Source organism: Mycobacterium sp. NGS68 (genome assembly GCF_059812195.1).
Genome location: NZ_JCALCE010000005.1, coordinates 42,031 through 63,954 on the forward strand (window position 1 = coordinate 42,031; position 21,924 = coordinate 63,954).

The 21,924-nt window shown below is 69.8% G+C and carries 16 protein-coding genes; 10 read left to right on the top strand and 6 right to left on the bottom strand.

Annotated features, from left to right (window positions below; translation table 11 throughout):
• Window positions 1-30: 30 nt before the first annotated feature.
• From aspS to AC5Y5V_RS07965, 3 genes are all read left to right on the top strand, one after another.
• Entirely contained in the window at window positions 31-1,812 is a 1,782-nt protein-coding gene (gene aspS / locus AC5Y5V_RS07955) for an aspartate--tRNA ligase (protein ID WP_499932559.1), read from the top strand.
• Window positions 1,809-2,243, top strand: coding sequence for a nitroreductase family deazaflavin-dependent oxidoreductase (locus AC5Y5V_RS07960; protein WP_499932561.1), 435 nt, complete (start codon window positions 1,809-1,811; stop codon window positions 2,241-2,243). Before aspS ends, AC5Y5V_RS07960 begins: the two co-directional genes overlap by 4 nt.
• 120 nt (window positions 2,244-2,363) lie before the next feature.
• Window positions 2,364-3,407: an FUSC family protein gene (locus tag AC5Y5V_RS07965; RefSeq protein WP_499932563.1), complete on the top strand. Its 1,044-nt coding sequence runs from the start codon at window positions 2,364-2,366 to the stop codon at window positions 3,405-3,407.
• A 122-nt stretch (window positions 3,408-3,529) separates the two neighbouring features.
• On the opposite strand, the gene AC5Y5V_RS07970 is transcribed toward AC5Y5V_RS07965, so the two are convergent.
• Window positions 3,530-3,919: an MmcQ/YjbR family DNA-binding protein gene (locus tag AC5Y5V_RS07970; RefSeq protein ID WP_499932565.1), complete on the bottom strand. Its 390-nt coding sequence runs from the start codon at window positions 3,917-3,919 to the stop codon at window positions 3,530-3,532.
• 46 nt (window positions 3,920-3,965) lie between these two features.
• On the bottom strand, window positions 3,966-5,198 hold the full coding sequence (locus tag AC5Y5V_RS07975; protein ID WP_499932567.1) for an esterase/lipase family protein: 1,233 nt from the start codon (window positions 5,196-5,198) through the stop codon (window positions 3,966-3,968).
• Between the two features lie 45 nt (window positions 5,199-5,243).
• Here AC5Y5V_RS07975 and AC5Y5V_RS07980 point away from each other — a divergent pair, with 45 nt between their 5' ends.
• Complete coding sequence (locus AC5Y5V_RS07980) at window positions 5,244-6,176, top strand: transglutaminase family protein (RefSeq protein WP_499932569.1); 933 nt, start codon at window positions 5,244-5,246, stop codon at window positions 6,174-6,176.
• On the top strand, window positions 6,169-7,203 hold the full coding sequence (locus tag AC5Y5V_RS07985) for a zinc-binding metallopeptidase family protein (RefSeq protein WP_499932571.1): 1,035 nt from the start codon (window positions 6,169-6,171) through the stop codon (window positions 7,201-7,203). Before AC5Y5V_RS07980 ends, AC5Y5V_RS07985 begins: the two co-directional genes overlap by 8 nt.
• An 82-nt stretch (window positions 7,204-7,285) precedes the next feature.
• Here the strand turns inward: AC5Y5V_RS07985 and AC5Y5V_RS07990 are convergent, their stop codons facing one another.
• The 3 genes from AC5Y5V_RS07990 to AC5Y5V_RS08000 form a co-directional block, all read right to left on the bottom strand.
• Window positions 7,286-9,952: a circularly permuted type 2 ATP-grasp protein gene (locus tag AC5Y5V_RS07990; protein ID WP_499932573.1), complete on the bottom strand. Its 2,667-nt coding sequence runs from the start codon at window positions 9,950-9,952 to the stop codon at window positions 7,286-7,288.
• The gene (locus AC5Y5V_RS07995) at window positions 9,952-13,281 is read right to left on the bottom strand and encodes a transglutaminase family protein (RefSeq protein ID WP_499932575.1); all 3,330 of its coding nucleotides are present in this window, start codon (window positions 13,279-13,281) and stop codon (window positions 9,952-9,954) included. The genes AC5Y5V_RS07990 and AC5Y5V_RS07995 overlap by 1 nt, the downstream gene beginning before the upstream one ends.
• A gap of 112 nt (window positions 13,282-13,393) precedes the next feature.
• Window positions 13,394-14,443 (bottom strand): DUF2189 domain-containing protein, encoded by a 1,050-nt coding sequence (locus AC5Y5V_RS08000; RefSeq protein ID WP_499932577.1) that lies wholly within the window; start codon window positions 14,441-14,443, stop codon window positions 13,394-13,396.
• A 126-nt stretch (window positions 14,444-14,569) separates the two neighbouring features.
• Here AC5Y5V_RS08000 and AC5Y5V_RS08005 point away from each other — a divergent pair, with 126 nt between their 5' ends.
• The gene (locus AC5Y5V_RS08005; protein ID WP_499932580.1) at window positions 14,570-15,925 is read left to right on the top strand and encodes a replication-associated recombination protein A; all 1,356 of its coding nucleotides are present in this window, start codon (window positions 14,570-14,572) and stop codon (window positions 15,923-15,925) included.
• 270 nt (window positions 15,926-16,195) lie between these two features.
• Here AC5Y5V_RS08005 and AC5Y5V_RS08010 read toward each other — a convergent pair whose 3' ends face one another.
• Window positions 16,196-16,822 carry an antibiotic biosynthesis monooxygenase gene (locus AC5Y5V_RS08010; protein ID WP_499932582.1) on the bottom strand — a complete coding sequence of 209 codons (627 nt, stop codon included), beginning with the start codon at window positions 16,820-16,822 and terminating at the stop codon, window positions 16,196-16,198.
• A 126-nt stretch (window positions 16,823-16,948) separates the two neighbouring features.
• Here AC5Y5V_RS08010 and AC5Y5V_RS08015 point away from each other — a divergent pair, with 126 nt between their 5' ends.
• The 4 genes from AC5Y5V_RS08015 (at window position 16,949) to AC5Y5V_RS08030 (ending at window position 21,877) form a co-directional block, all read left to right on the top strand.
• Window positions 16,949-17,338: a secondary thiamine-phosphate synthase enzyme YjbQ gene (locus AC5Y5V_RS08015; protein WP_499932946.1), complete on the top strand. Its 390-nt coding sequence runs from the start codon at window positions 16,949-16,951 to the stop codon at window positions 17,336-17,338.
• Window positions 17,339-17,451: 113 nt separating this feature from the next.
• Window positions 17,452-20,157: an alanine--tRNA ligase gene (gene alaS / locus AC5Y5V_RS08020; protein WP_499932584.1), complete on the top strand. Its 2,706-nt coding sequence runs from the start codon at window positions 17,452-17,454 to the stop codon at window positions 20,155-20,157.
• The gene (gene ruvX / locus AC5Y5V_RS08025) at window positions 20,158-20,643 is read left to right on the top strand and encodes a Holliday junction resolvase RuvX (protein WP_499932586.1); all 486 of its coding nucleotides are present in this window, start codon (window positions 20,158-20,160) and stop codon (window positions 20,641-20,643) included. It begins immediately after the preceding gene.
• A complete protein-coding gene (locus tag AC5Y5V_RS08030; RefSeq protein ID WP_499932588.1) occupies window positions 20,636-21,877 on the top strand; it encodes an endolytic transglycosylase MltG in 1,242 nt (413 codons plus the stop codon). The genes ruvX and AC5Y5V_RS08030 overlap by 8 nt, the downstream gene beginning before the upstream one ends.
• The last annotated feature ends 47 nt before the right edge of the window (window positions 21,878-21,924 follow it).

The following is a 21,924-nucleotide window of genomic DNA, read 5'->3' on the forward strand; positions in this document are numbered from 1 at the left end:
TGAGCAGTCATCCCGTCCCACCTCGAAGGAGTGTTTGTGCTGCGCAGCCACGCCGCTGGTTCGCTACGGATTTCCGACGCCGGGCAGCAGGTGACGTTGGCCGGCTGGGTGGCGCACCGCCGCGACCACGGCGGCGTCATCTTCATCGACCTGCGGGACGCGTCCGGCGTGGCCCAGGTGGTGTTCCGCGCCCCGGACGTGTTGGCGCAGGCGCACCGGCTGCGCGCCGAGTTCTGCGTCGCGGTGTCCGGCGTCGTCGAGGTTCGGCCGGAGGGCAACGCCAACACCGAGATCCCGACCGGCGAGATCGAGGTCAACGCCTCGTCGCTGACGGTGCTCGGCGAGAGCGCCCCGCTGCCGTTCCAGCTGGACGAGCCGGCGGGGGAGGAGCTGCGCCTGAAGTACCGCTACCTCGACCTGCGCCGCGAGGGACCGGCGACGGCAATCCGGCTGCGCTCCAAGGTGAATGCCGCCGCGCGGGAGGTGCTGGCGCGCCACGACTTCGTCGAGGTCGAGACGCCGACCATCACCCGCTCGACCCCCGAAGGGGCCCGCGACTTTCTGGTGCCGGCCCGGCTGCGGCCGGGCACGTTCTACGCGCTGCCGCAGAGCCCTCAGCTGTTCAAGCAGCTGCTCATGGTCGGCGGACTCGAACGCTACTACCAGATCGCCAGGTGTTACCGCGACGAGGATTTCCGCGCCGACCGGCAGCCCGAGTTCACCCAGCTCGACATGGAGATGAGCTTCGTCGACGCCGAGGACATCATCACGATCTCCGAGGAGATCCTGACCGCGCTGTGGGCGCTGATCGGCTACCAGGTTCCGACGCCGATTCCGCGGATCAGCTACGCCGAGGCCATGCGACGGTTCGGCTCGGACAAGCCCGACATGCGGTTCGCGCTCGAACTCGTCGAGTGCACGGAGTTCTTCAAAGACACCACATTCCGCGTCTTCCAGGCGCCCTACGTCGGCGCCGTCGTCATGCCGGGTGGGGCTTCGCAGCCCCGGCGCACGCTGGACGGCTGGCAGGAGTGGGCCAAGCAGCGCGGGCACCGCGGTCTGGCCTATGTGCTGGTCGGCGATGACGGGACGCTGAGCGGTCCGGTGGCCAAGAACCTGACCGACGCGGAACGCGACGGCCTGGCCGGCCACGTCGGAGCCGCGCCCGGCGACTGCATCTTCTTTTCCGCGGGCCCGCCGAAGCCGTCGCGGGCGTTGCTGGGCGCCGCCCGCGGCGAGATCGCCGGCCGGCTGGGCCTGATCGACCCGCATGCCTGGGCGTTCGTCTGGGTGGTCGACCCGCCGCTGTTCGAGCCCGCGGAGGACGCCACCGCCTCCGGCGACGTCGCGGTGGGCTCGGGGGCGTGGACGGCGGTGCACCACGCCTTCACCTCGCCCAAGCCCGAATTCGCCGACGCCTTGGATACCGATCCGGGGGGCGTGCTGGCCGATGCGTACGACATCGTCTGCAACGGCAACGAGATCGGCGGCGGCTCGATCCGTATCCATCGCCGCGACGTCCAAGAGCGGGTGTTCGCGGTGATGGGGCTGGACCAGGCCGAGGCGCAGGAGAAGTTCGGCTTCCTGTTGGAGGCGTTCACGTTCGGCGCGCCGCCGCACGGCGGCATCGCGTTCGGTTGGGACCGGATCAACGCGCTGCTGTCGGGCGTGGACTCGATCCGCGAGGTGATCGCGTTCCCCAAGACCGGCGGCGGCGTCGACCCGCTGACCGACGCGCCGGCGCCCATCACCGCCCAGCAGCGTCGGGAATCCGGAATAGACGCCAAGCCCAAACAAGTTGACGGGGCATGACCGATACGCGCGCACTGGCCGAGATGGCCAAGACATTCAACAAGGACATCATCGACGAGTTCCGTGCTCACGACGGCAAGGTCGGCGGCCAGTTCGAGGGCGCCGACCTGCTGTTGCTCACCACGACGGGCGCCAAGTCCGGCCAACCGCGGGTGTCGCCGCTGGCGTACTTCCGCGTCGACGGCAAGCTGATCATCATCGGCTCGTTCGCGGGTTCCGACGTCAACCCCGCCTGGGTGCACAACCTGCGGGCCAACCCGGGCGCGCACATCGAGGTCGGCACCGACTCGTTCGACGTGACCGCGCGCGAGCTGCCGTCGCAGGAGCGCGACGAGATCTTCGCGAAGGTCGCCGCCGCGGCTCCGGGGTTCTCCGACTACCAGGCGAAGACGTCGCGGGTGATTCCGCTGTTCGAGCTGAAAAGCGTCTAGCTCCGGCGCCTAGGTCCGGCGCCGGCGCGTGTCGGGTTGGTGCACGGTTGTCGGGCGCAGGCGTGACATAAGTCGACACTCGGGGAGGCGCGGGGTGCGGCCGTGCGGTAAGCAGGCGTGGTGAGCACTTCGCGGCTGCTACTGGGCGGCCTGAAACGGGTCCGCGACGTGTGGTGGACGATCCTGCAGACCGCGACGGCCGCGGGACTGGCCTGGTACATCACCCACGATCTGCTGCATCACCCGCAGCCGTTCTTCGCGCCGATCGCCGCCGCGGTCTGCCTGTCGGCGAGCAACGTGCTGCGGGCGCAGCGCGCCATCCAGATGATGGTCGGCGTGACCCTGGGGATCGGGATCGGCACCGCCGTGCAGGGGTTCCTGGGGACCGGCCCCATTCCGATCGGGGTCACCGCGCTGCTCGCGCTGTGCGTCGCGGTGCTGATCGGGCGCGGTTTCATCGGCCAGGGCATGATGTTCGTCAATCAGACCACCGTGTCGGCCGTCCTGGTGCTGGCGCTGTACCGCAGCGGTGTCGGCGGCGAACGCATCTACGACGCGATGATCGGCGGCGCGCTGGCCATGGTTTTCGCCGTGCTGCTGTTTCCGGCGAACCCGCTGACGGTGCTCAGTGCCGCGCGGGTCGGGGTGCTCAGCGCGCTGCACGGCGTCCTGCGCCGTACCACCGACTGCGCCGCCGGCCGCAAGAAGGTGCCGACCGACTGGCCACTGTCGGCGCTCGACCGGGTGCACGAACAGCTCGGCAACCTGATCGAGGCCCGCGCCACCGCGCGTCAGGTGGTGCGGTTCGCCCCGCGCCGGTGGGGGATGCGACCGACCGTCTACGCCGCGGACCACCAGGCCCTCTACATCGCCCTGCTCTCGGGTTCGGTGATGCAGCTTGCCCGGGCCGTCGCGCCGGTCCTGCATGACCCGGATTGGCTGCCGCAGCCCGCGCACCTCGTGCTCGCGGAGCTGACGGAGGCGACGGAGCTGGCCGAGTCGGATCCGGCGGCGGCCAGCGCGCACACCGACAACGCGCTGCGGCACGCGTCGGCGCTGCAGGCGGGCGCGCGGGAAAAGGCCGAGGTGATGCTCGCGGGCGTGGTGCAGGCCTGCGTCGACGACTTGCGGCGGGTGATCGACCTGCGCGCCGTGAGCGCTTAGCTCATCGGGCGCGCTCGCCGCCTGCGCGCTACGGGGCGTCGAGTGTCGACTTCAGGCACGCTGCCGGGCCAGGAACGTGCGATAACCCGACACTCGCCGGGACTCGCGAGGGACTCGCGGAACTAGGACGATTCGGCCAGGAACTCCTGGACCAGCTTCTTTGGCGCCTGCGTGAGCCAGGCCTCGGTGATCAGCTCCTCGAGCTCGATCACTCGGATCTCGGCCAGGTTGACCAGCACCGCCGGGTAGCCGTCGAAGTGTGGGGTGGTGAAGTACACCTCGGGCTCCTCGGCGATCAACGCGAACTTGACGCCCTCGTCGGAGACCCGGACGCCGAGGATGTCGCCGTCGGGCGGCTCTGTCCCGAGTTGGCGGAGCGCCTCGTAATCGGATTTGCGCAGCGGTCGCTCCCAGGCCACCAGCTTCTTGCCCACCCGCCAGTCGTGCGGCGACGGTTCCGCCGTCAGCGGCAGTTCGGCGATGATGCGGGCTACGTCGTCCCAGGTGGCCACCATTCGATTGTGCTCCCGGCGGCACAGCTATGGCAGGTTTCCGGAGTTAATCGGGTATTCGCTGGGCCGCGCCGAGCCAGTCCAGCAGCTTCTGATAGATCGACGGGTGATTGAGCAGGTCGAAGTGGTGCAGCCCGGTCAGGGTCAGCCCGTGCGCCTCCTCGAAGGGAATGTTGCGGAACCGGCCGCGACCGGACGCACTCTTCGGGCGCACCAGGCTGTCGCCGAGCAGGAAGCCGAGCGCGCGCGGTGCGGCGCTGGTGGCGACGAAGTGGTAGACGGCGTCGGGCAGGAACGGCACCTCGTGACAGCGGTCCTGCAGGAATTCGTCGGGATCGCAGTCGCCCCAGTCCTCGTCGAGCAGGGCGCCGAACCGTAGGTCCTTCACGCCGGAGCTGCGCTTGTTCAGGAACGCGGCGAGGCCGCGGGTCTCCGGCAGCTTGGCCATCGCCCAGGACGCGGCGTTGACGCCCTTCTCCAGCTCCGCGCCCAGGTGCGGCGAACCGAGGCAGACGACGTGGCGCACCGCGGCGGTCCAGGAGTGGCCGTGCTCGCGCCCGTAGTGGCAGGCGCTGCGCGCCACCAGCCCGCCCATCGAGTGGCCCACCAGCGCGACTTCCTCCACCGGCACCGGCCACAGCGCCTGCAGCCGGTCCAGCAGGTCGGCGAGCTGACGGCCGTTGTGCGAAATGTGGAAGCCGCTGTTGTAACGCAGATAGACCGGGGTGAAGCCGAGATCTTTGCGCAGCCGCTTGCCGTACGGCCGGGTCGGGTCCCCGTCGCGCGGTGCGCGCCACCACGATCGTTCGGTCATGCACCAGCCGTGCACGAAGACGACGACGCGCCCGCTGGCCTTCGGGAACGCCTCGGCGAGGGATTGGGGTGTCAGCGCGACGGGTTGGCTCCTGCGCCGGATCTGCATGCTCAGCGCGAAGCCGTTGCGCCGGTCGGCCAACTGGTCGCCGTAGATGCCGTTGACCGCCGCGAGCGCCGCGGCGACCCGGGGATCCGACTCGACCGTCGGGTGGTCGTCGTCGCTGAACGTTCCGGCCGCCAGCGCGCCGGCACCGTAGAGCGACCCGCGGACCGCGCCGTCGACCAGGGTGTACACGGTCTTGGCGGTGGCGTCGTGGACCACCTGGACGGGCTTGGACGCGGGGCCGATCGAGTCGAAGACCCGGCTCGCGATGCCGCTGTGCAGGTCGCGAACCAGCGCGGTCAGCACCCGCGTGCCCTCGCCCGCGAGGTCGGCCAATGATCGAATTTCGTGTCGTTGCACGAAGCCCATTTTGTCGCAGTTGCCGCGATTCGTCAGAATCTCGTTGTGTCTGACGCTCTGCTCGACCCCGCCACCCACCGCTACCGGGTCACGCACCGGACCGAGTATCGCTACTCCGACGTGGTGACCAGCTCGTACGGCCGCGGGTTCCTGACGCCGCGCGATTCGCTGCGCCAGCGCGTCGTGGCCCACCGGCTGACCATCGAACCGACCCCCGCCGACAGCTCCACCAGTCGCGACAACTACGACAACATCAGCTCCTACTTCCACGTCATCGAGCCGCACCGCGCGCTGAGGATCACCAGCGACTCGATCGTCGACGTGGGACCGCAGACGCGCGGCCTGTACGACACCGGGCCCGCGCTGGCGCCGTGGGAGGCCGCCCGGCCCGACGGGGTCCAGGGGGCGCTGGCGGCGGACTTCACGCTGGACCTCGATCCGCCGGAGATCACCGACGACGTGCGCGAGTACGCGGCCCCCAGCTTCGAGCCCGGCCGCCCGTTGGTGGAGGTGTTGCGCGACCTCGCGAGCCGGATCTTCCGTGACTTCACCTACCGGTCCGGATCCACGACCGTTTCCACCCGCGTAAGTGAGGTTCTGACGGCCCGCGAGGGGGTATGCCAAGACTTCGCGAGGCTCGCGATCGCTTGCCTGCGCGCCAACGGTCTGGCGGCCTGCTACGTGTCTGGGTATCTGGCCACCGAACCCCCTCCCGGAAAGGATCGGATGATCGGCATTGACGCGACCCATGCCTGGGCCTCGGTGTGGACTCCCCAGCAGCCCGGCCAGTTCGAATGGTTGGGGGTTGACCCGACCAACGACCAGCTGGTCGACCAGCGTTACATCGTCGTCGGCCGAGGCCGCGACTACGCGGATGTGCCGCCGCTGCGCGGCATCATCTACACCAATTCCGAGCACAGCGTGATCGACGTCGCCGTCGACGTGGTGCCGTTCGAAGGCGATGACCTCAATGCGTGACTTCAATTGTCCAAACTGCGGACAGCGGCTGGCTTTTGAGAACTCGGCCTGCCTGTCCTGCGGCAGCGACCTGGGTTTCTCGCTGGAGCAAATGGCCCTCTTGGTGATCGCCAAGGGCGACGAGGGCGATCACGCCGGGGCCGTCGACTCCGGCCAGTACCAGCTGTGCGCCAACCTCTATCTCGCCGAATGCAATTGGCTGGTTCCGGTCAACCACCCCGGCGGCTTGTGCGAGTCGTGCTCCCTGACGTCGGAACGGCCGAACGACAACGACACCGTCGGTCTGCCGGAGTTCGCCCGGGCCGAGGCGGCCAAACGGCGGCTGGTCGTCGAGCTGAACGAGCTGAAGCTGCCGATCATCGGCCGCAATCAGGATCCCGACTACGGGCTGGCCTTCCGGCTGCTGTCCAGCGCCCACGAGAAGGTGATCACCGGGCACGAGAACGGCGTCATCACACTGGATCTGGCCGAGGGCGACGACGTGCACCGCGAGCAGCTGCGGGTCGAGATGGACGAGCCGTACCGCACTCTGCTGGGGCACTTCCGGCACGAGGTCGGGCACTACTACTTCTACCGGCTGATTCGCTCACCCGAGTACCTGCAGCGGTTCAACGAGCTGTTCGGCGATCCCGACGCCGACTATCAGGCCGCGCTGGACCGCCACTACAGCGAGGGCGCGCCTGAGGACTGGCAGGAGACGTTCGTCTCGTCGTATGCGACCATGCACCCCGCCGAGGACTGGGCCGAGACCTTCGCGCACTACCTGCACATCCGCGACACGCTGGACACCTCGGCGTCCTGCGGGCTGGCGCCAGCGGCCGCGACGTTCGACCGGCCGCCGTTGGGCCCCAGCGCCTTTCCCACCATCATCGATATGTGGCTGCCGCTGTCGTGGTCGCTGAACATGGTGAACCGGTCGATGGGCCACGACGACCTGTATCCGTTCGTGCTGCCGCCCGCGGTGCTCGACAAGATGCAGTTCGTGCACACCGTGATCGACGAGACCACCTCGGCCGAGCAGACGTAAAAGCCCCCAAATCAGGCCCGAAAAGGGTGCTTTTGCGTCTGCTCGCGCCGGCTAGGGCGGCTCGCGCCGGCTCGCGCAAACCTCAAGCCGGCATCGTCCGGCGCTCGTCGGGCCCCCACAGCGGCTGGATGTCGCCGGGCAGCGCCAGCTGTGTGGTCGTGATGGCGTCGGCGAGGTCGCGCAGCGCGGCATGGATCGCGTCGAGCAGCTCGGCCAGCTCCACCCTTCGGCCGTCGGTGACCTCTTCCAGCTCGGCGGGATCCGAGCGGCGCAGCCGGGTGTTGATGTCGTCGGCGATCCGCTCCGGGCGCGACGAGCCCGACGAGCCCGGCAGCTCCCGCAGGTTGGCCCGCAGTCGCTCCAGCTGGAAGGCCAGCGAGCGCGGGTTGTGCGCGTCGAACAGCATCAGGTCGGTCACGGCGGCGATGCTGACCTTGCCCACGTTGCGGCGCCGGTAGATGACCGAGGATTCGCACGCCACCAGCGTGGATTCGGTGACGGTCTCCTCGGCCGGCGCGCTGCGGACCGTCGTCAGGGTCGCCTGCAGCAACGCGGTGAGCCAGAGGCCGCGTTCGATGCGCTTGCCGACGTCCATCATCGTCCAGCCCACGTCGTGCACCATCGACTCGCTGGCGACCCCCGACAGCGTGAGCATCCCGGCCAGCGTCTGCGTCTGCGCCGAGACCAGCAGCGCGTCGGCCTGCGCCAGCGACTGCGGGGGATCGGACCGCTGCACCACCGCGCGCTCCACGTTTGCCAGCACCATCCAGGTGTCGTTGGACAATTGGTCGCGCACCGCGCGGGCCGCCAGTGCCAGACCCTCCACCGACTGGACCAGCGACCCCGGCCGCGTCGGGTCCATCGTCAGCGACCACAGCATCGAGGGAGCGACGGCCACCAGCTCCGCCTGGTCGTTGGCGGTCCCGGTGTCGGTCCCGGTGATCTGGCCCAGCGCCGTCATCAGCGCTGGCACGCATTCGCTTTCCTCGCTGTCCTGGTGGTGCCGGTACACGTGGAATCGCTCGCGGGCCACGATCAGCAACCGCGCCATGCTCTCCGCGCGCTCGCCGTAGCGCCCCATCCAGAACAGGTCGGACAGCACGCGCGGCGAGCTCACACCCAGGGTGCCGGCGCCGCTCTTGACCGGCGTCACCGCCGACGGCAACACCACCGCCTCGGCGCGGGCACGTTCCGTCGGACGAACCCAGACATCCTTCGCGGCAACGGTTTTCAGCGTATACGCGGCCGGTCCGGGGGCAAGCACATAGCCCAGCCCGCCGATCATCGGCGCGTAGCCGCTGCGCTGGGCGATGGTGAACAGTCGCATCCCGACGCTGGCGGACGACAGCACGCCGGCGTGGTCGGTGGGGGCCGACGAGAACTCGGGCAGTTCCTGGCCCACCCACTGCCACGGCATGTTCTCGATGCGTGCCGCCAACTCGGCCAGCTGCGCCGACGACAGCGTCGGCCCGACCAGCGTTTCCTTGCCGACGGTCGATTTGATCAGCAACGACGAGAGCTTCGCCAGCAGGTGCGACCGTTCGGCGGCGATGCCGCCCCAGTACACCGGCGCGGTCTGCAGCAGCGGCTCCTCGCCGAGCAGGCGGTCGGCGAGTTCGGGTAGGAAGCGCAGCAGGCCGGGGCTTTCCAGGATGCCGCTGCCCAGCGTGTTGACGACGGTGACCGTGCCACGGTGCGTCGCCTCGACCAGGCCGACCACCCCCAGCCGGGAATCGGCGCGCAGGTCCAACGGGTCCGCGTAGTCGGCGTCGACGCGGCGCAGCACGACGTCCACCCGCTTGAGCGTGCCCAGCGAGCGCATCCACAGCTTGCCGTCGCGCACCACCAGGTCCGCGCTCTCCACCAGCGGGAAGCCCAGCAGCGTCGCCAGATACGCCTGGTCGAACGCCGTCTCGGAGTAGATGCCGGGGCTGAGCACCACCACCACGGGGTCCTGGGCGTCGTCGGGCGCCGCCTCAATCAGCGCCAACCGCAGCGCCTGAGCGAACGGCGTCGTCGGCCGGGGCGCGATCCGCTCGTACAGGTCGGGAATCGCGTGCGCGACCACCCGGCGATCGGCCAGCGCATAGCCGGCGCCCGACGGCGCCTGCGTCCAGTCGGCGTTGACCTCGAAACCGCCGCCCGGCCGTCGGCTCACGTCGCAGCCGTGCATGAACAGCTGGTGGTGCCCCGGCACCTCGACCCCGATCGCGGGGCGCACGTAGCCGGGATGCGCGAACACCAGTTGGGCCGGCAGCAGGCCCTCGGTGAGCAGGTTGCGCGGTCCGTACAGATCGGCGAGCACCGCGTTGAGCAGGCGTGACCGCTGTACCAGCCCGGCCTCGAGCGTTTCCCAGTCGGCCGCCGACACCACCAGCGGCAAGGTGTCCAGGATCCACGGGCCGGGCTCGAAACCGTGACTGCCGTCGGTCGCATCACGTTCCGCCGCAACGTCCGAGACGCCCGTGTAGGTGATGCCGTCGCTGTCGATCAGTCCGTGCACCACCGAGCGCAGCCGGTCCAGCCCGGCTCTGCCGCGTTCGGCGACCGTGTCGGCCAGCTCGGTCCAGTGCGGCCGCACGTTGCCGTCGGCGTCGACGAATTCGTCGTAGCCGATCCCCGGAACCGCCCCGACCGGGCGGAGGTCGAACAGGGCCTCCTGCGCGCGCGCAGTCCGGTAGCCGGCCAGCAGCCGCTCGACGTCGTACCGGTCGTCGGCGCTGGAAACCGCGATCTCTAGAGAGGCCATTACTGCTGAACGGTACGCACGCGTCGCAGGTCGAGGATGCCCGGCGCGCCGATGTCGGTGAGCATGCGCGCCTGTTTTTCCCGGATGCCGGCCAGGTCCAGCTGGCCGGGGGTGAAGCCCGTCGCCTCGAAGCGGCGGGCGCGGCGCGACTCGGCCTCGACGGCGTTCACCGGCGGCTCGTCGTACGCGCGGCCGCCGGGGTGGGTGACGTGGTACGTGCAACCGCCGCGCGATGTGCCGGCGGTCAGGTCGATCAGCTCGAACTGCAGCGGGCCGTCGGTGGTGATGGTCGGGTGCAGCGCGCTGGGTGGCTGCCAGGCCTTGAACCGCACACCACCGACGTGGATATCGGGATTGTCGGTGGCCAGCAACGGAACCGGGAAGCCGTTGCAGGTCACCAGGTAGCGGTGCCGGTCGGCGCCGATCACCCGGACTTGGACGCGCTCGACCGAGGAGTCGACGTAGCGGGCGGTGCCGGTGCCGGTGGACTCCTCGCCCAGGGTGTTCCACGGCTCGATCGCCCCGCGCAACTCGATCTCCACACCGTCGAAGACCGCGGTGCCGATGCGGGGAAACCGGAACTCGGTGAACGGGTCCAGCCAGCTGGTCTCGAACGCGACGCCATGCGCCCGCAGATCGGCCGCGACGTCGGCGATGTCGTGGATCAAGAAGTGCGGCAGCAGGTATCGGCCGTGCAGGTTGGCGCCGTGGCGGATCAGCGGGGCGCGCAGCGGCTCGTCCCAGAACCAGGCCACCAGCGATCGCACCAGCAGCGACTGCACCATCGCCATGCGCAGGTGTGGCGGCATCTCGAACCCGCGCAGCTCCAGCAGCCCGAGCCGGCCGCGCGAGCTGTCCGGGCTGTAGAGCTTGTCGATGCAGAACTCGGCGCGGTGGGTGTTGCCGGTGATGTCGGTGAGCAGGTGGCGCAGCGCGCGGTCGGTCACCCACGGCTGCGGCCGCGCCCCGCCGGACGCCAGTCGCAGGATCTCGGCGAACGCGATCTCGAGCTCGTAGAGCGCCTCGTCGCGGCCCTCGTCGACCCGTGGCGCCTGCGACGTGGTGCCGACGAACCGCCCGGCGAACAGATAGGACAGCGCGGGGTGCCGCTGCCAGTAGGTCAGCAGCGAGACCAGCAGGTCCGGGCGGCGCAGCAGCGGCGAGTCGGCGGGCGTGACGCCGCCGAGCGTGATGTGGTTGCCGCCGCCCGTGCCGCCGTGGGTGCCGTCGATGTCGAACGACTCGGTGGACAGTCGGGCAAGGCGGGCCTGCTCGTAGAGGACTTCAAGCTGCTGGTGCTGTTCGGCGAAGCTGGCGGTGGGCGCGACGTTGACCTCGATGACGCCGGGGTCGGGGGTGATGGTGGTGGACTTCAGCCGCGGGTCGGGCGGGGGGCCGTAGCCCTCGATCACCACCGGACAGTCGGCGGTTGCGGCGGCGGCCTCGATGCGCGCGACGAGGTCGACGAAGTGTTCCAGCGCCTCGGTGGGGGGCAGGAAGATGTAGAGCATCCCGTCGCGGACCTCGGCGACCATCGCGGTCGGCGGCGCGTCGGCCGCATCCACCACCACGGCCGGCGTCGCGCCGGGCTCGAGTGGCGTGGCGGGGTCGATGCTCACCGGGTCGATGTCGAAGGATGCCCGCGGCGGCTCCCAGCTGATCGCGTTCAGCGGCAGCCGCAGCCCCGCCGGCGAGTCGCCCTCGAGCAACACGATGCGGCCGCGACGCAGCCGCCAGTTCGCGCTGGCCCAGCCGAGGTCGTCGTCGCGGCGGTGCACCGGCAGCACGAAAGCCGTTGGCGTCGTGGTGGACTCGTCGAGGCGCTGCAGCAGCGTGGCGCGGTCGGCGGCGTCGTCCCCGGCATCGGGCCCGAGGTCTTCGGCCGGCTGCACCGGATCCCCGGCGGGCAGTCGCACCGCGGTCGCGAGCCGCGCCAGCGGATCCTCGTAGGCCGGGCGCACCTGCGTGGCGGGCAGCCCGAGGCCCCCGGCGACATGGGTGAGCACGCGCTGGGCCGCCTGCGCGTCGACTGGCGCGACTGCCGGGCCCCACGGGAAGGCCAGCAGCGCGTCGTTGGTCCACAGCGGGCGCCCGTCGGTGCGCCAGTACAGCGCGATCTGCCAGCGCGGCAACGGCTCTCCCGGATACCACTTGCCCTGGGCGTGCTGGACCAGCCCCTGCGGCGCCCACACGGATTTCAGCCGCGCGGTCAGTTCGGCGGCGCGCTCGCGCTTGTGCGGGCCGTCGGCGGCCGTCGTCCACTCCTCGTCGACCTGGTTATCCACCGAGACGAACGTCGGCTCGCCGCCCACGGTCAGCCGGACGTCGCCGGCGGCCAGGCGCTCGTCGACCCGCTGGCCGACCTCGCAGATCGTCTGCCAGGCCTGGTCGGTGTAGGGCAGGGTGACGCGCGGGTCCTCGTGGACGCGGGTGACGGTGTTGGAAAACTCCAGCTCTGACCCGCACGGCCCGGTGCCGCCGGTGATCGGTGCCGCGGAGGACGGGTGCGGCGTGGCCGCCAGCGGAATGTGGCCTTCGCCGGCGAACAGGCCCGACGTCGGGTCCAGCCCGATCCAGCCCGCGCCGGGGACGTACACCTCGGTCCAGGCGTGCAGGTCGGTGAAGTCGGCGGCGGGACCGGACGGCCCGTCCAGCGCCTCGATGTCCGACGCCAGCTGCACCAGGTAGCCGGACACGAACCGGGCGGCCAGCCCCAGCTGGCGCAGGATCGACACCAGCAGCCACGCCGAGTCCCGACACGAGCCGATGCCGGTGCGCAGCGTGTGATCCGGCGTCTGGACGCCCGGTTCCATCCGCACGCTGTAGCCGACGTCCGCGTTGACCGCCCGGTTCAGCGCGACCAGGAAGTCGATGGTGCGGGTGCCGTCGGGCACCGAGAAGTTTTGCACCCAGGCCTGCGCCAGGGCGCCGGGCCCGGTCCCTTCGCCGTCCTCGTCGACGGGGCTCAGGTACGGCTTGAGATCGTCGGCCAGCGCCTTGGGGTAGCCCGCCCCGACCCATGGCCACCTTTCGGCCCAGTCCTCGATGAAGAAATCGAACGGGTTGATCACCTTGAGGTCGGCGATCAGCCCGACGGTGATGGTCAGGCTCTGCGCGGGATTCGGAAACACCAGCCGAGCCAGGAAATTGCCCAGTGCATCCTGCTGCCAGTTGATGAAGTGGTCGGATGGCTCGACGCGCAGCGAATAGGCCTCGATGGGGGTGCGGGAGTGCGGCGCCGGGCGAAGCCGTACGACGTGCGGGTACACCTGCACCAACCGGTCAAAGGTGTAGCTGGTGCGATGCTCCAGCGCAACTTTGATGCTCATAACCGCAAATCTCATCACACCGGTCACGAGGCTGCAGCGCAGTGCAATTGGATGACCAGACGCAAAAACCCCCGACACGCCGTGCGTGCGGGGGCCTTTGCGTCTGTTCGCGCTAGCTGTACTGCGGGGGAGGACCCGGCGGGTATCCCGGCGGGGGACCCTGCGGGTACCCGGGAGGGCCACCGGGCCCGGGCTGCTGGGTGATCTCGGCGACCTGCCCGCCGCTGAGCTTGCGGTACCCGTAGGTGAGCACCAGCGCGTTGAACGGGATCGCGACGATCGAGCCGAGCCCGCACGTCACGACGCTGGCCACAGTCGACAGGATCAGCAGGAGGACGCACAGCAGGGTCGGGCCCACATTGGCCCGGACCGTGGCGATGCTGGCCTTGATCGCATCGACCGGCGACAGGGAACGGTCGATCGCAAACTGGATCGAGAAGATCGCCAGGACGCCGAAGATCAGGCCCGGGATGATGCACAACACCAAGCCGATCCCGACGCCGATGCCCACCAGCAGCGCGGTGAGGACGGCCCCGCCGAAGTTGCGCGGCTTGAAGAACGTGCCGATCTCCACCGGCTTGCCGTCGGCGATGTCAAGGCTGCCCGAGGTGAACGAGGCGCTCTGGTAGATGCTCACCACGAATGACAACAGCGCGATAAGCAGCGTGATGACCAAGAAGCCGGCACCCATCCCGGAACTTCCGGCCGTGTAGGTGCCGGTGCTCGGGTCATAGGTCCCCGGGGTGGGGCTGGGCGTCGCGGCGAACCGCACCCCAGACAGGATCCCGTTGACGATCAGGTAGATCAGCGCCGACACGGCGAGCGGTACCGCATTCTGGGTGAACTTGTTCCACGCCCAGCCCGCCACGTCGCCGAAGCCGAACGGCGCAGCGGGGCCGCCGATCTGGCCGCCGGGCGCGCCGCCGTAGCCCGGCGGCTGTCCGTAGCCGGCCTGGGGGGCGCCGTAGCCCGGGCCACCGGGCGGGGGCGGCGGCGGGGGCGGAGCCCCATAACCACCGGGCTGTCCTCCGGGCGGTCCGTAGCCGGGCGGCGGAGGCGGCGGCGCGTTGTACTGGGGCGGCGGAGGCGGTGCGCCGTAGTTGGGAGGCGGGTAACCCGAAGGTCCTGGATTGTTGCCGTAGGGGTCTTGAGGTTGGCTCATAGCCGTCCTAATTGCTGTCGTCGGTCCACCGGAACTGGGCAACCCGGAACTTAGCAAATTAGAGGGCAACACGCGCGGGTTGGGCGCACGGAACTTTTGGCGGGACCGGTGTCAGCCCAGCATGGTATGCCTGAAACCGTGTCCGACGGTCTGTTTGAGGTGCCCGGCGCGCCGCCGACGACCGGTGGTGATCTGACGGCTTCGGGCGCGTCGACCGGGGCGCCGCTCGCGGTGCGGATGCGTCCGGCGTCGCTGGACGAAGTGGTCGGGCAGGACCACCTGCTGGCGCCCGGGTCGCCGCTGCGGCGCCTGGTCGAGGGTTCGGGTGTGGCGTCGGCCATTCTCTACGGGCCACCGGGCAGCGGAAAGACGACGCTGGCCGCGCTCGTCTCGCAGGCGACGGGCCGTCGGTTCGAGGCGCTCTCGGCGCTGTCGGCCGGGGTCAAGGATGTTCGGGCCGTGATAGATACCGCACGCCGGGCGCTGCTGCACGGCGAGCAGACGGTGCTGTTCATCGACGAGGTGCACCGCTTTTCCAAGACCCAGCAGGACGCGCTGCTGTCCGCGGTGGAGAACCGGGTGGTGCTGCTGGTGGCCGCGACCACCGAGAACCCGTCGTTCTCCGTGGTCGCGCCGCTGCTGTCCCGGTCGCTGATCCTGCAACTGCGCCCGCTGGCCGCCGACGACATCCGCACGGTCGTCCAGCGCGCGATCGACGACCCCCGTGGCCTGGGTGGGCGCGTGGCGGTGGCTCCAGACGCCGTCGAGTTGCTGGTGCAGCTGGCCGCCGGCGACGCCCGTCGGGCATTGACGGCGCTGGAAGTGGCGTCCGAGGCGGGCGCTGACGTCACCGTCGAGACCATCGAGCAGTCCCTGGACAAGGCCGCCGTGCGCTACGACCGCGACGGCGACCAGCATTACGACGTCGTCAGCGCGTTCATCAAGTCGGTGCGCGGCTCCGACGTCGACGCCGCGCTGCACTATCTGGCCCGCATGCTGGTCGCCGGAGAGGATCCGCGTTTCGTCGCGCGCCGGCTGATGATCCTGGCCAGCGAGGACGTCGGCATGGCCGACCCGACGGCGCTGCCTGTCGCGGTGGCGGCCGCGCAGACCGTCGCCCTGATCGGCATGCCCGAGGCTCAGCTGACGCTGGCCCACGCCACCGTCCACCTGGCCACCGCGCCGAAGTCGAATGCCGTCACCACCGCCCTCGGCGCGGCGATGGCTGACATCAAGGGGGGTCGCGCCGGCCTGGTGCCCGCTCATCTGCGCGACGGCCACTACTCCGGCGCGGCGGCACTGGGCAATGCGCAGGGCTACAAATATTCCCACGACGACCCGGATGGCGTTGTCGCCCAACAATATCCACCCGACGAGCTGGTCGGCGTGGACTACTATCGCCCCACCAACCACGGCGCCGAGCGGGATATCGCGGGCCGAGTCGACCGGCTGCGCGCGATCATTCGTCGCAAGCGCGGTTGACTCTGCGTCTACTGCGCAGGCCGCGGGTAGGGAGCGCGCCCGCCGCCGCGGTTGACTCTGCGTGTACTGCGCAGGCCGCGGGTAGGCCGCGGCCCGCCGCCGCGGTTGATTCTGCGTGTACTGCGCAGAAGTGCGGGTAGGGAGCGCGCTGGGCGCAGAGTCAGCGGCGGTGTGGCGGGTCGCGGCCCGCCGACGCGGTTGATTCTGCGTGTACTGCGCAGAAGTGCGAGTGGGGAGCGCGCTGGGCGCAGAGTCAGCGACGGGAGGCCGTCAGACCAGCTCCGGCACCCGCAGGTGTGCGACGGCGAGCTCGAACTCCTCGACGTCGTATTGGTCCACGCCCAGGTTGCGCAGCTGCGCGGTGCGCAGCGAACGGGACTGCTCCCGGTTGCGGTCCATCGCTTCCATGCTGTCGAAGGTCGTCGACACGACGGCGCGGGCGGATATCGAGTCGATCAGCATGCTGGTGCTGCAGAAGCCTTCGAGCTCCTCGATCTCCGGCACGATCACGAGGCGGTAGTAGTCGATCGCGTGATCGAACTGGTCGGGGCGCACTTTGACCCACGTCGCGCGCACACAGGCGTCGGGGCCCGAGCGGTGGTCGCGGTGCAGCACTGCGATCTCCCACTGGTCGACGGCGGTGCGGCCACCGAACGTCTCCGCAGCTTGCTTACGTACCGGCCACACCCGCTCGGCGCTGTCGCGCATGGCTTCGTGGGAATCCCAGGAGCTGGTCGCTATGCATCTACCGGTGTCCCGGTTGACCAACAGCGACAGGCCCAGACAGCCTTCGATCTCACTGAGGGCCGGCATCACCACGTCGCGCACGTGCGCGATGCCTGCGTCGATGGACCCTGGCTCGGCCTGGATGGTCGTAGAGCGTGCGAACGCGTACACAGTCGGCCCTCTCGGTGTCGGGCAGCGCCCCGACGCGCCACCGGTAAACCAATACGTTCCTCCGACGAATTAGTCATGGCAATAGGTTCCGACCGGGAACGTAGGGTGGAACGGATGAATACCGATGTGCTGGACGTGGACACCGCGCGGCACCGCATCGTCGATCTGACCGACGCGGTGCGCAGGTTCTGTTTCAGCTATGGCGACGGCCTGTGCAACGTGTTCGTCCCGCACGCGACGGCGGGGGTGGCGATCATCGAGACCGGGGCCGGGTCGGACGACGACTTGGTGGACACCCTGGAACGGCTGTTGCCGCGCGACGACCGCTACCGGCACGCACACGGCTCGGCGGGCCACGGCGCCGACCACGTGTTGCCGGCGATCGTCGCGCCGTCGATCTCGATCCCGGTATCCGGCGGCGAGCCGTTGCTGGGCACGTGGCAGAGCATCGTGCTCGTCGACCTCAACCGGGACAATCCGCGGCGTTCCGTGCGATTGAGCTTTCTGGAAGGGTAGGCGTCGGCTCACCGGTACTGTGGGCCATCAAAATGCCTCGTTGGACATTCCTCCAACAAGCCTGGCGAATAGGCTGGCAAGCAACCCCGAGCAGGAATTGAGAGAGAAGAACAGTGCAGACACACGAGATCAGGAAGCGGTTCCTTGATCATTTCGTGAAGGCGGGCCACACCGAGGTGCCGAGCGCATCGGTGATCCTCGACGACCCCAACCTGCTGTTCGTCAACGCCGGCATGGTCCAATTCGTCCCCTTCTTCCTGGGGCAGCGCACCCCGCCGTACGCGACGGCCACGAGCATCCAGAAGTGCATCCGCACGCCGGACATCGACGAGGTGGGCATCACCACCCGGCACAACACCTTCTTCCAGATGGCCGGCAACTTCAGCTTCGGCGACTACTTCAAGCGCGGGGCCATCGCGCTGGCCTGGGACCTGCTGACCAATTCGGTGTCCGAGGGGGGATACGGCCTGGACCCGGAAAAGCTATGGGCCACGGTGTATCTCGACGATGACGAGGCTGCCGGACTGTGGCAGGAGATCGCCGGACTGCCCGCCGAGCGGATCCAGCGCCGCGGCATGGCCGACAACTACTGGTCGATGGGCATCCCCGGACCGTGCGGGCCGTCGTCGGAGATCTACTACGACCGTGGGCCGGAGTTCGGCCCCGAGGGCGGGCCCGTCGTCAACGAGGACCGCTACCTCGAGGTCTGGAACCTCGTGTTCATGCAGAACGAGCGCGGGGAGGGCACCAGCAAGGAGGACTACGAGATCCTCGGGCCGCTGCCGCGCAAGAACATCGACACCGGCATGGGCGTCGAGCGGATCGCGCTGGTCCTGCAGAAAGTGGCCAACGTCTACGAGACCGACTTGCTGCGGCCGGTGATCGACTTGGTGGCCTCTCGGGCGCCGCGCCCCTACGACGTGGGTAATCACCCCGACGACGTGCGCTACCGCATCATCGCCGACCACAGCCGCACCGCCGCGATCCTGATCGGCGACGGCGTCAGCCCCGGCAACGACGGCCGCGGTTACGTCCTAAGGCGCCTGCTACGACGGGTGATCCGCTCCGCCAAGCTACTCGGTATCGACACCCCGATCGTCGGCGACCTGATGGCCACCGTCCGCGACGCGATGGGCCCGTCGTATCCCGAGCTGGTCAGCGACTTCGACCGGATCAACCGCATCGCCGTCGCCGAGGAGACCGCCTTCAACCGGACCCTCGCGTCGGGCTCGAGGCTGTTCGACGACGTCGCGGGCACCGCCAAATCATCCGGCACCACCGTGGTTTCCGGCTCGGACGCCTTCACCCTGCACGACACCCATGGCTTCCCGATCGAGCTCACCCTGGAGATGGCGGCCGAGGCCGGGCTGACAGTCGACGAGGCGGGCTTCCGCGAGCTGATGGCCGAGCAGCGGCAGCGCGCCAAGGCTGACGCCGCCGCCCGCAAGCACGCGCACGCCGACCTGACCGCGTACCGCGAGCTGGTTGACGCGGGCCCGACGGAGTTCACCGGGTTCGACCAGTTATCCTCCGAGGCAACGGTTCTGGGCATCTTCGTGGATGGCAAGCGGGTCCCGGTGGTGTCGCACGCCGACACCCTCGAGGCCGACCGGGTGGAGCTGGTGCTGGACCGCACCCCGCTGTACGCGGAGTCCGGCGGCCAGCTCGCCGACATCGGCGCGATCACCGGAACCGGCTCGGGCGAGAGCGCCCGCGCCGCGGTCACCGACGTGCAGAAGATCGCGAAAACCCTGCACGCGCACCGGGTCAACGTCGAGTCGGGGGAGTTCGTCGAGGGCGACACCGTGGTCGCGGCCGTCGACCCGGGCTGGCGCAAGGGTGCCACGCAGGGGCACTCGGGCACCCACATGGTGCACGCCGCACTGCGACAGGTGCTGGGCCCCAACGCCGTTCAGGCCGGCTCGCTGAACCGGCCGGGGTATCTGCGATTCGACTTCAACTGGCAGGGTCCGCTGAGCGAAGACCAGCGCACCCAGATAGAAGAGGTCACCAACGAGGCCGTCCAGGCCGACTTCGAGGTACACACCTTCACCGAGCAGTTGGAGAAGGCCAAGGCGATGGGCGCGATGGCGCTGTTCGGCGAGGCCTACCCCGACCGGGTGCGGGTGGTCGAGATGGGTGGGCCGTTCTCGCTGGAGCTGTGCGGCGGCACGCACGTGCACAACACCGCGCAGATCGGCCCGGTCACCATCCTGGGCGAATCGTCGATCGGGTCCGGGGTGCGACGGGTCGAGGCCTACGTCGGGCTGGAGTCGTTCCGGCATCTGGCGAAGGAGCGCGCGCTGATGGCCGGGCTGGCGTCGTCGCTGAAGGTGCCGTCCGACGAGGTGCCGGCGCGGGTGGCCAACCTGGTGGAGCGGCTGAAGGCCGCCGAGAAGGAACTCGAACGCGCCCGGCAGGCCGGCGCCAAGGCGGCCGCCACGAATGCGGCCGCGGGCGCCGAGCGCATCGGTAACGTGCGACTGGTGGCGCAGCGGATGTCGGGCGGTATGACGGCGGCCGACCTCCGTTCGCTGGTCGGTGACATCCGCGGCAAGCTCGGCGCCGATCCGGCGGTCGTCGCGCTGATCGCCGAGGGGGAGAGCTCGTCGGTCCCGTACGCGGTGGCGGCCAACCCGGCCGCTCAGGATCTCGGGATCCGCGCCAACGAGCTGGTCAAGCAGCTCGCCGTGGCCGTCGACGGCCGCGGCGGCGGCAAGGCCGACCTGGCGCAGGGCTCGGGCAAGAACCCGGGCGGCATCGACGCGGCGCTGGACGCGGTCCGCTCCGAGATCGCCGTGATAGCGCGGGTCGGCTGAGTGGTCTCGTCACAACACCGGCTGCCGGACCGGCCCGGCGATCTGGACCCGGGTCGGGGCCGCAGGCTCGGGATCGACGTGGGCAGCGTGCGTATCGGCGTGGCGTCCAGCGACCCCGACGGCATCCTGGCCACCCCGGTGGAAACCGTGCGCCGCGACCGCTCCGGCAAACATCTGCGCAGGCTGGCGGCGCTGGTCGCCGAGCTGGAAGCCGTCGAGGTGATCGTCGGGCTGCCGCGCACCCTGGCCGACCGCACGGGTCCGTCGGCGCAGGACGCGATCGAGGTGGCCGACGCCGTCGCGCAGCGGGTCGCCCCGGTGCCGGTGCGCCTCGCCGACGAGCGGCTGACCACGGTCAGCGCCCAGCGGTCGCTGCGCGCGGCGGGCGTGTCGGCGAAAGACCAGCGCGCGGTGATCGACCAGGCCGCCGCGGTGGCGATCCTGCAGTCGTGGCTCGACCAGCGCCGGGATGCCGTCGATGGCTGAGGACCTGGACAGCGAACGGGCCGAGCCCGAGGCCGTGGGTCCGGCCCGGCCGGCGCGGAGCCGCCTGGACCGCATCCAGGCCGAGCGCGGACGTCGGCGCCGACGCTTCACCCACCGGGTGACGCTCGCCGTGCTCATCGTCGTCGTGGTCGCGGCCGGCGTGATCGGCGTGAAGTTCTGGCACACGATGTTCGGCGCCAGCGACGACTACACCGGCAGCGGCAAGCAGGACATCATGATCCAGATCCAGTCCGGCGACTCCACCACCGCGATCGGCGAGACGCTGCTCAGCAAGGGCGTCGTGGCGACGGTCAAGGCCTTCGTCCGGGCCGCGCGGGACAACGCCGCGATTTCGGCGATCCAGCCCGGCTTCTACCGGATGCGGACCGAAATCCCGGCGGCCGCCGCGGTCGCGCGGTTGATCGATCCGAGCAACCGGGTGGGCAAGCTGGTCATCCCCGAGGGACGCCAGCTCGACGACACCACGGACATGAAGACCAACAAGGTCAATCCCGGCATCTTCAGCCTGATCTCGAAGGCCACCTGTGTGGATCTCGACGGCGATCGACACTGCGTCTCGGTCGACGCGCTGCGCAAGGCCGCGGCCGAAAGCCCCCCGGTGGCGCTGGCGGTGCCGCCGTGGGCCATGGATGCGGTGACCGCACTCGGCAGCGACCACCGCCGCATCGAGGGCCTGATCGGGCCGGGGACCTTCAACGTCGACCCGTCGGCCACGCCCCAGAACATCCTGGCGGGCCTGATCACCGGTGGCGCGGCGCTGTACACGCAGTCCGGGCTGACCGACACCGCCGCGCTCGGCCTGACGCCGTACAACGTCCTGGTGGTGGCGTCGCTGGTGGAGCGGGAGGCCAAGCCGCAGGACTTCGCGAAGGTGGCGCAGGTCATCTACAACCGTCTGCACGAGCACCGCACGCTGGAGTTCGACTCCACGGTGAACTATCCGCTCGACCGCCGCGAGGTGGCCACCAGCGACGCGGACCGCGCCCAGCACACACCCTGGAACACCTACATCCTGCAGGGCTTGCCGGCCACCGCGATCGGTTCGCCGGGGATGGACGCGCTGCGCGCCGCCGAGCACCCCGAGCCCGGTGACTGGCTGTACTTCGTCACCATCGACGTCCAGGGGACGACGCTGTTCACCCGGGACTACAAGCAGCATCTGGCGAACATCGAGCTGGCCAAGCACAACGGTGTCCTCGACAGCGCGCGCTAGCCTGGGGCGACAGCGCATTTCGTGCCATAGCCCCCACACCCGGACGA

What these genes read in the sequence shown, in the direction of transcription:
- AC5Y5V_RS07960 (WP_499932561.1), top strand. Translation starts at nt 1,809, where the DNA reads ATGACCGATACGCGCGCACTGGCCGAGATGGCCAAGACATTCAACAAG.
- AC5Y5V_RS08000 (WP_499932577.1), bottom strand. Translation starts at nt 14,443, where the DNA reads ATGAGCCAACCTCAAGACCCCTACGGCAACAATCCAGGACCTTCGGGT.
- AC5Y5V_RS07995 (WP_499932575.1), bottom strand. Translation starts at nt 13,281, where the DNA reads ATGAGCATCAAAGTTGCGCTGGAGCATCGCACCAGCTACACCTTTGAC.
- AC5Y5V_RS07985 (WP_499932571.1), top strand. Translation starts at nt 6,169, where the DNA reads ATGCGTGACTTCAATTGTCCAAACTGCGGACAGCGGCTGGCTTTTGAG.
- AC5Y5V_RS08030 (WP_499932588.1), top strand. Translation starts at nt 20,636, where the DNA reads ATGGCTGAGGACCTGGACAGCGAACGGGCCGAGCCCGAGGCCGTGGGT.
- AC5Y5V_RS07990 (WP_499932573.1), bottom strand. Translation starts at nt 9,952, where the DNA reads ATGGCCTCTCTAGAGATCGCGGTTTCCAGCGCCGACGACCGGTACGAC.
- AC5Y5V_RS08005 (WP_499932580.1), top strand. Translation starts at nt 14,570, where the DNA reads ATGCCTGAAACCGTGTCCGACGGTCTGTTTGAGGTGCCCGGCGCGCCG.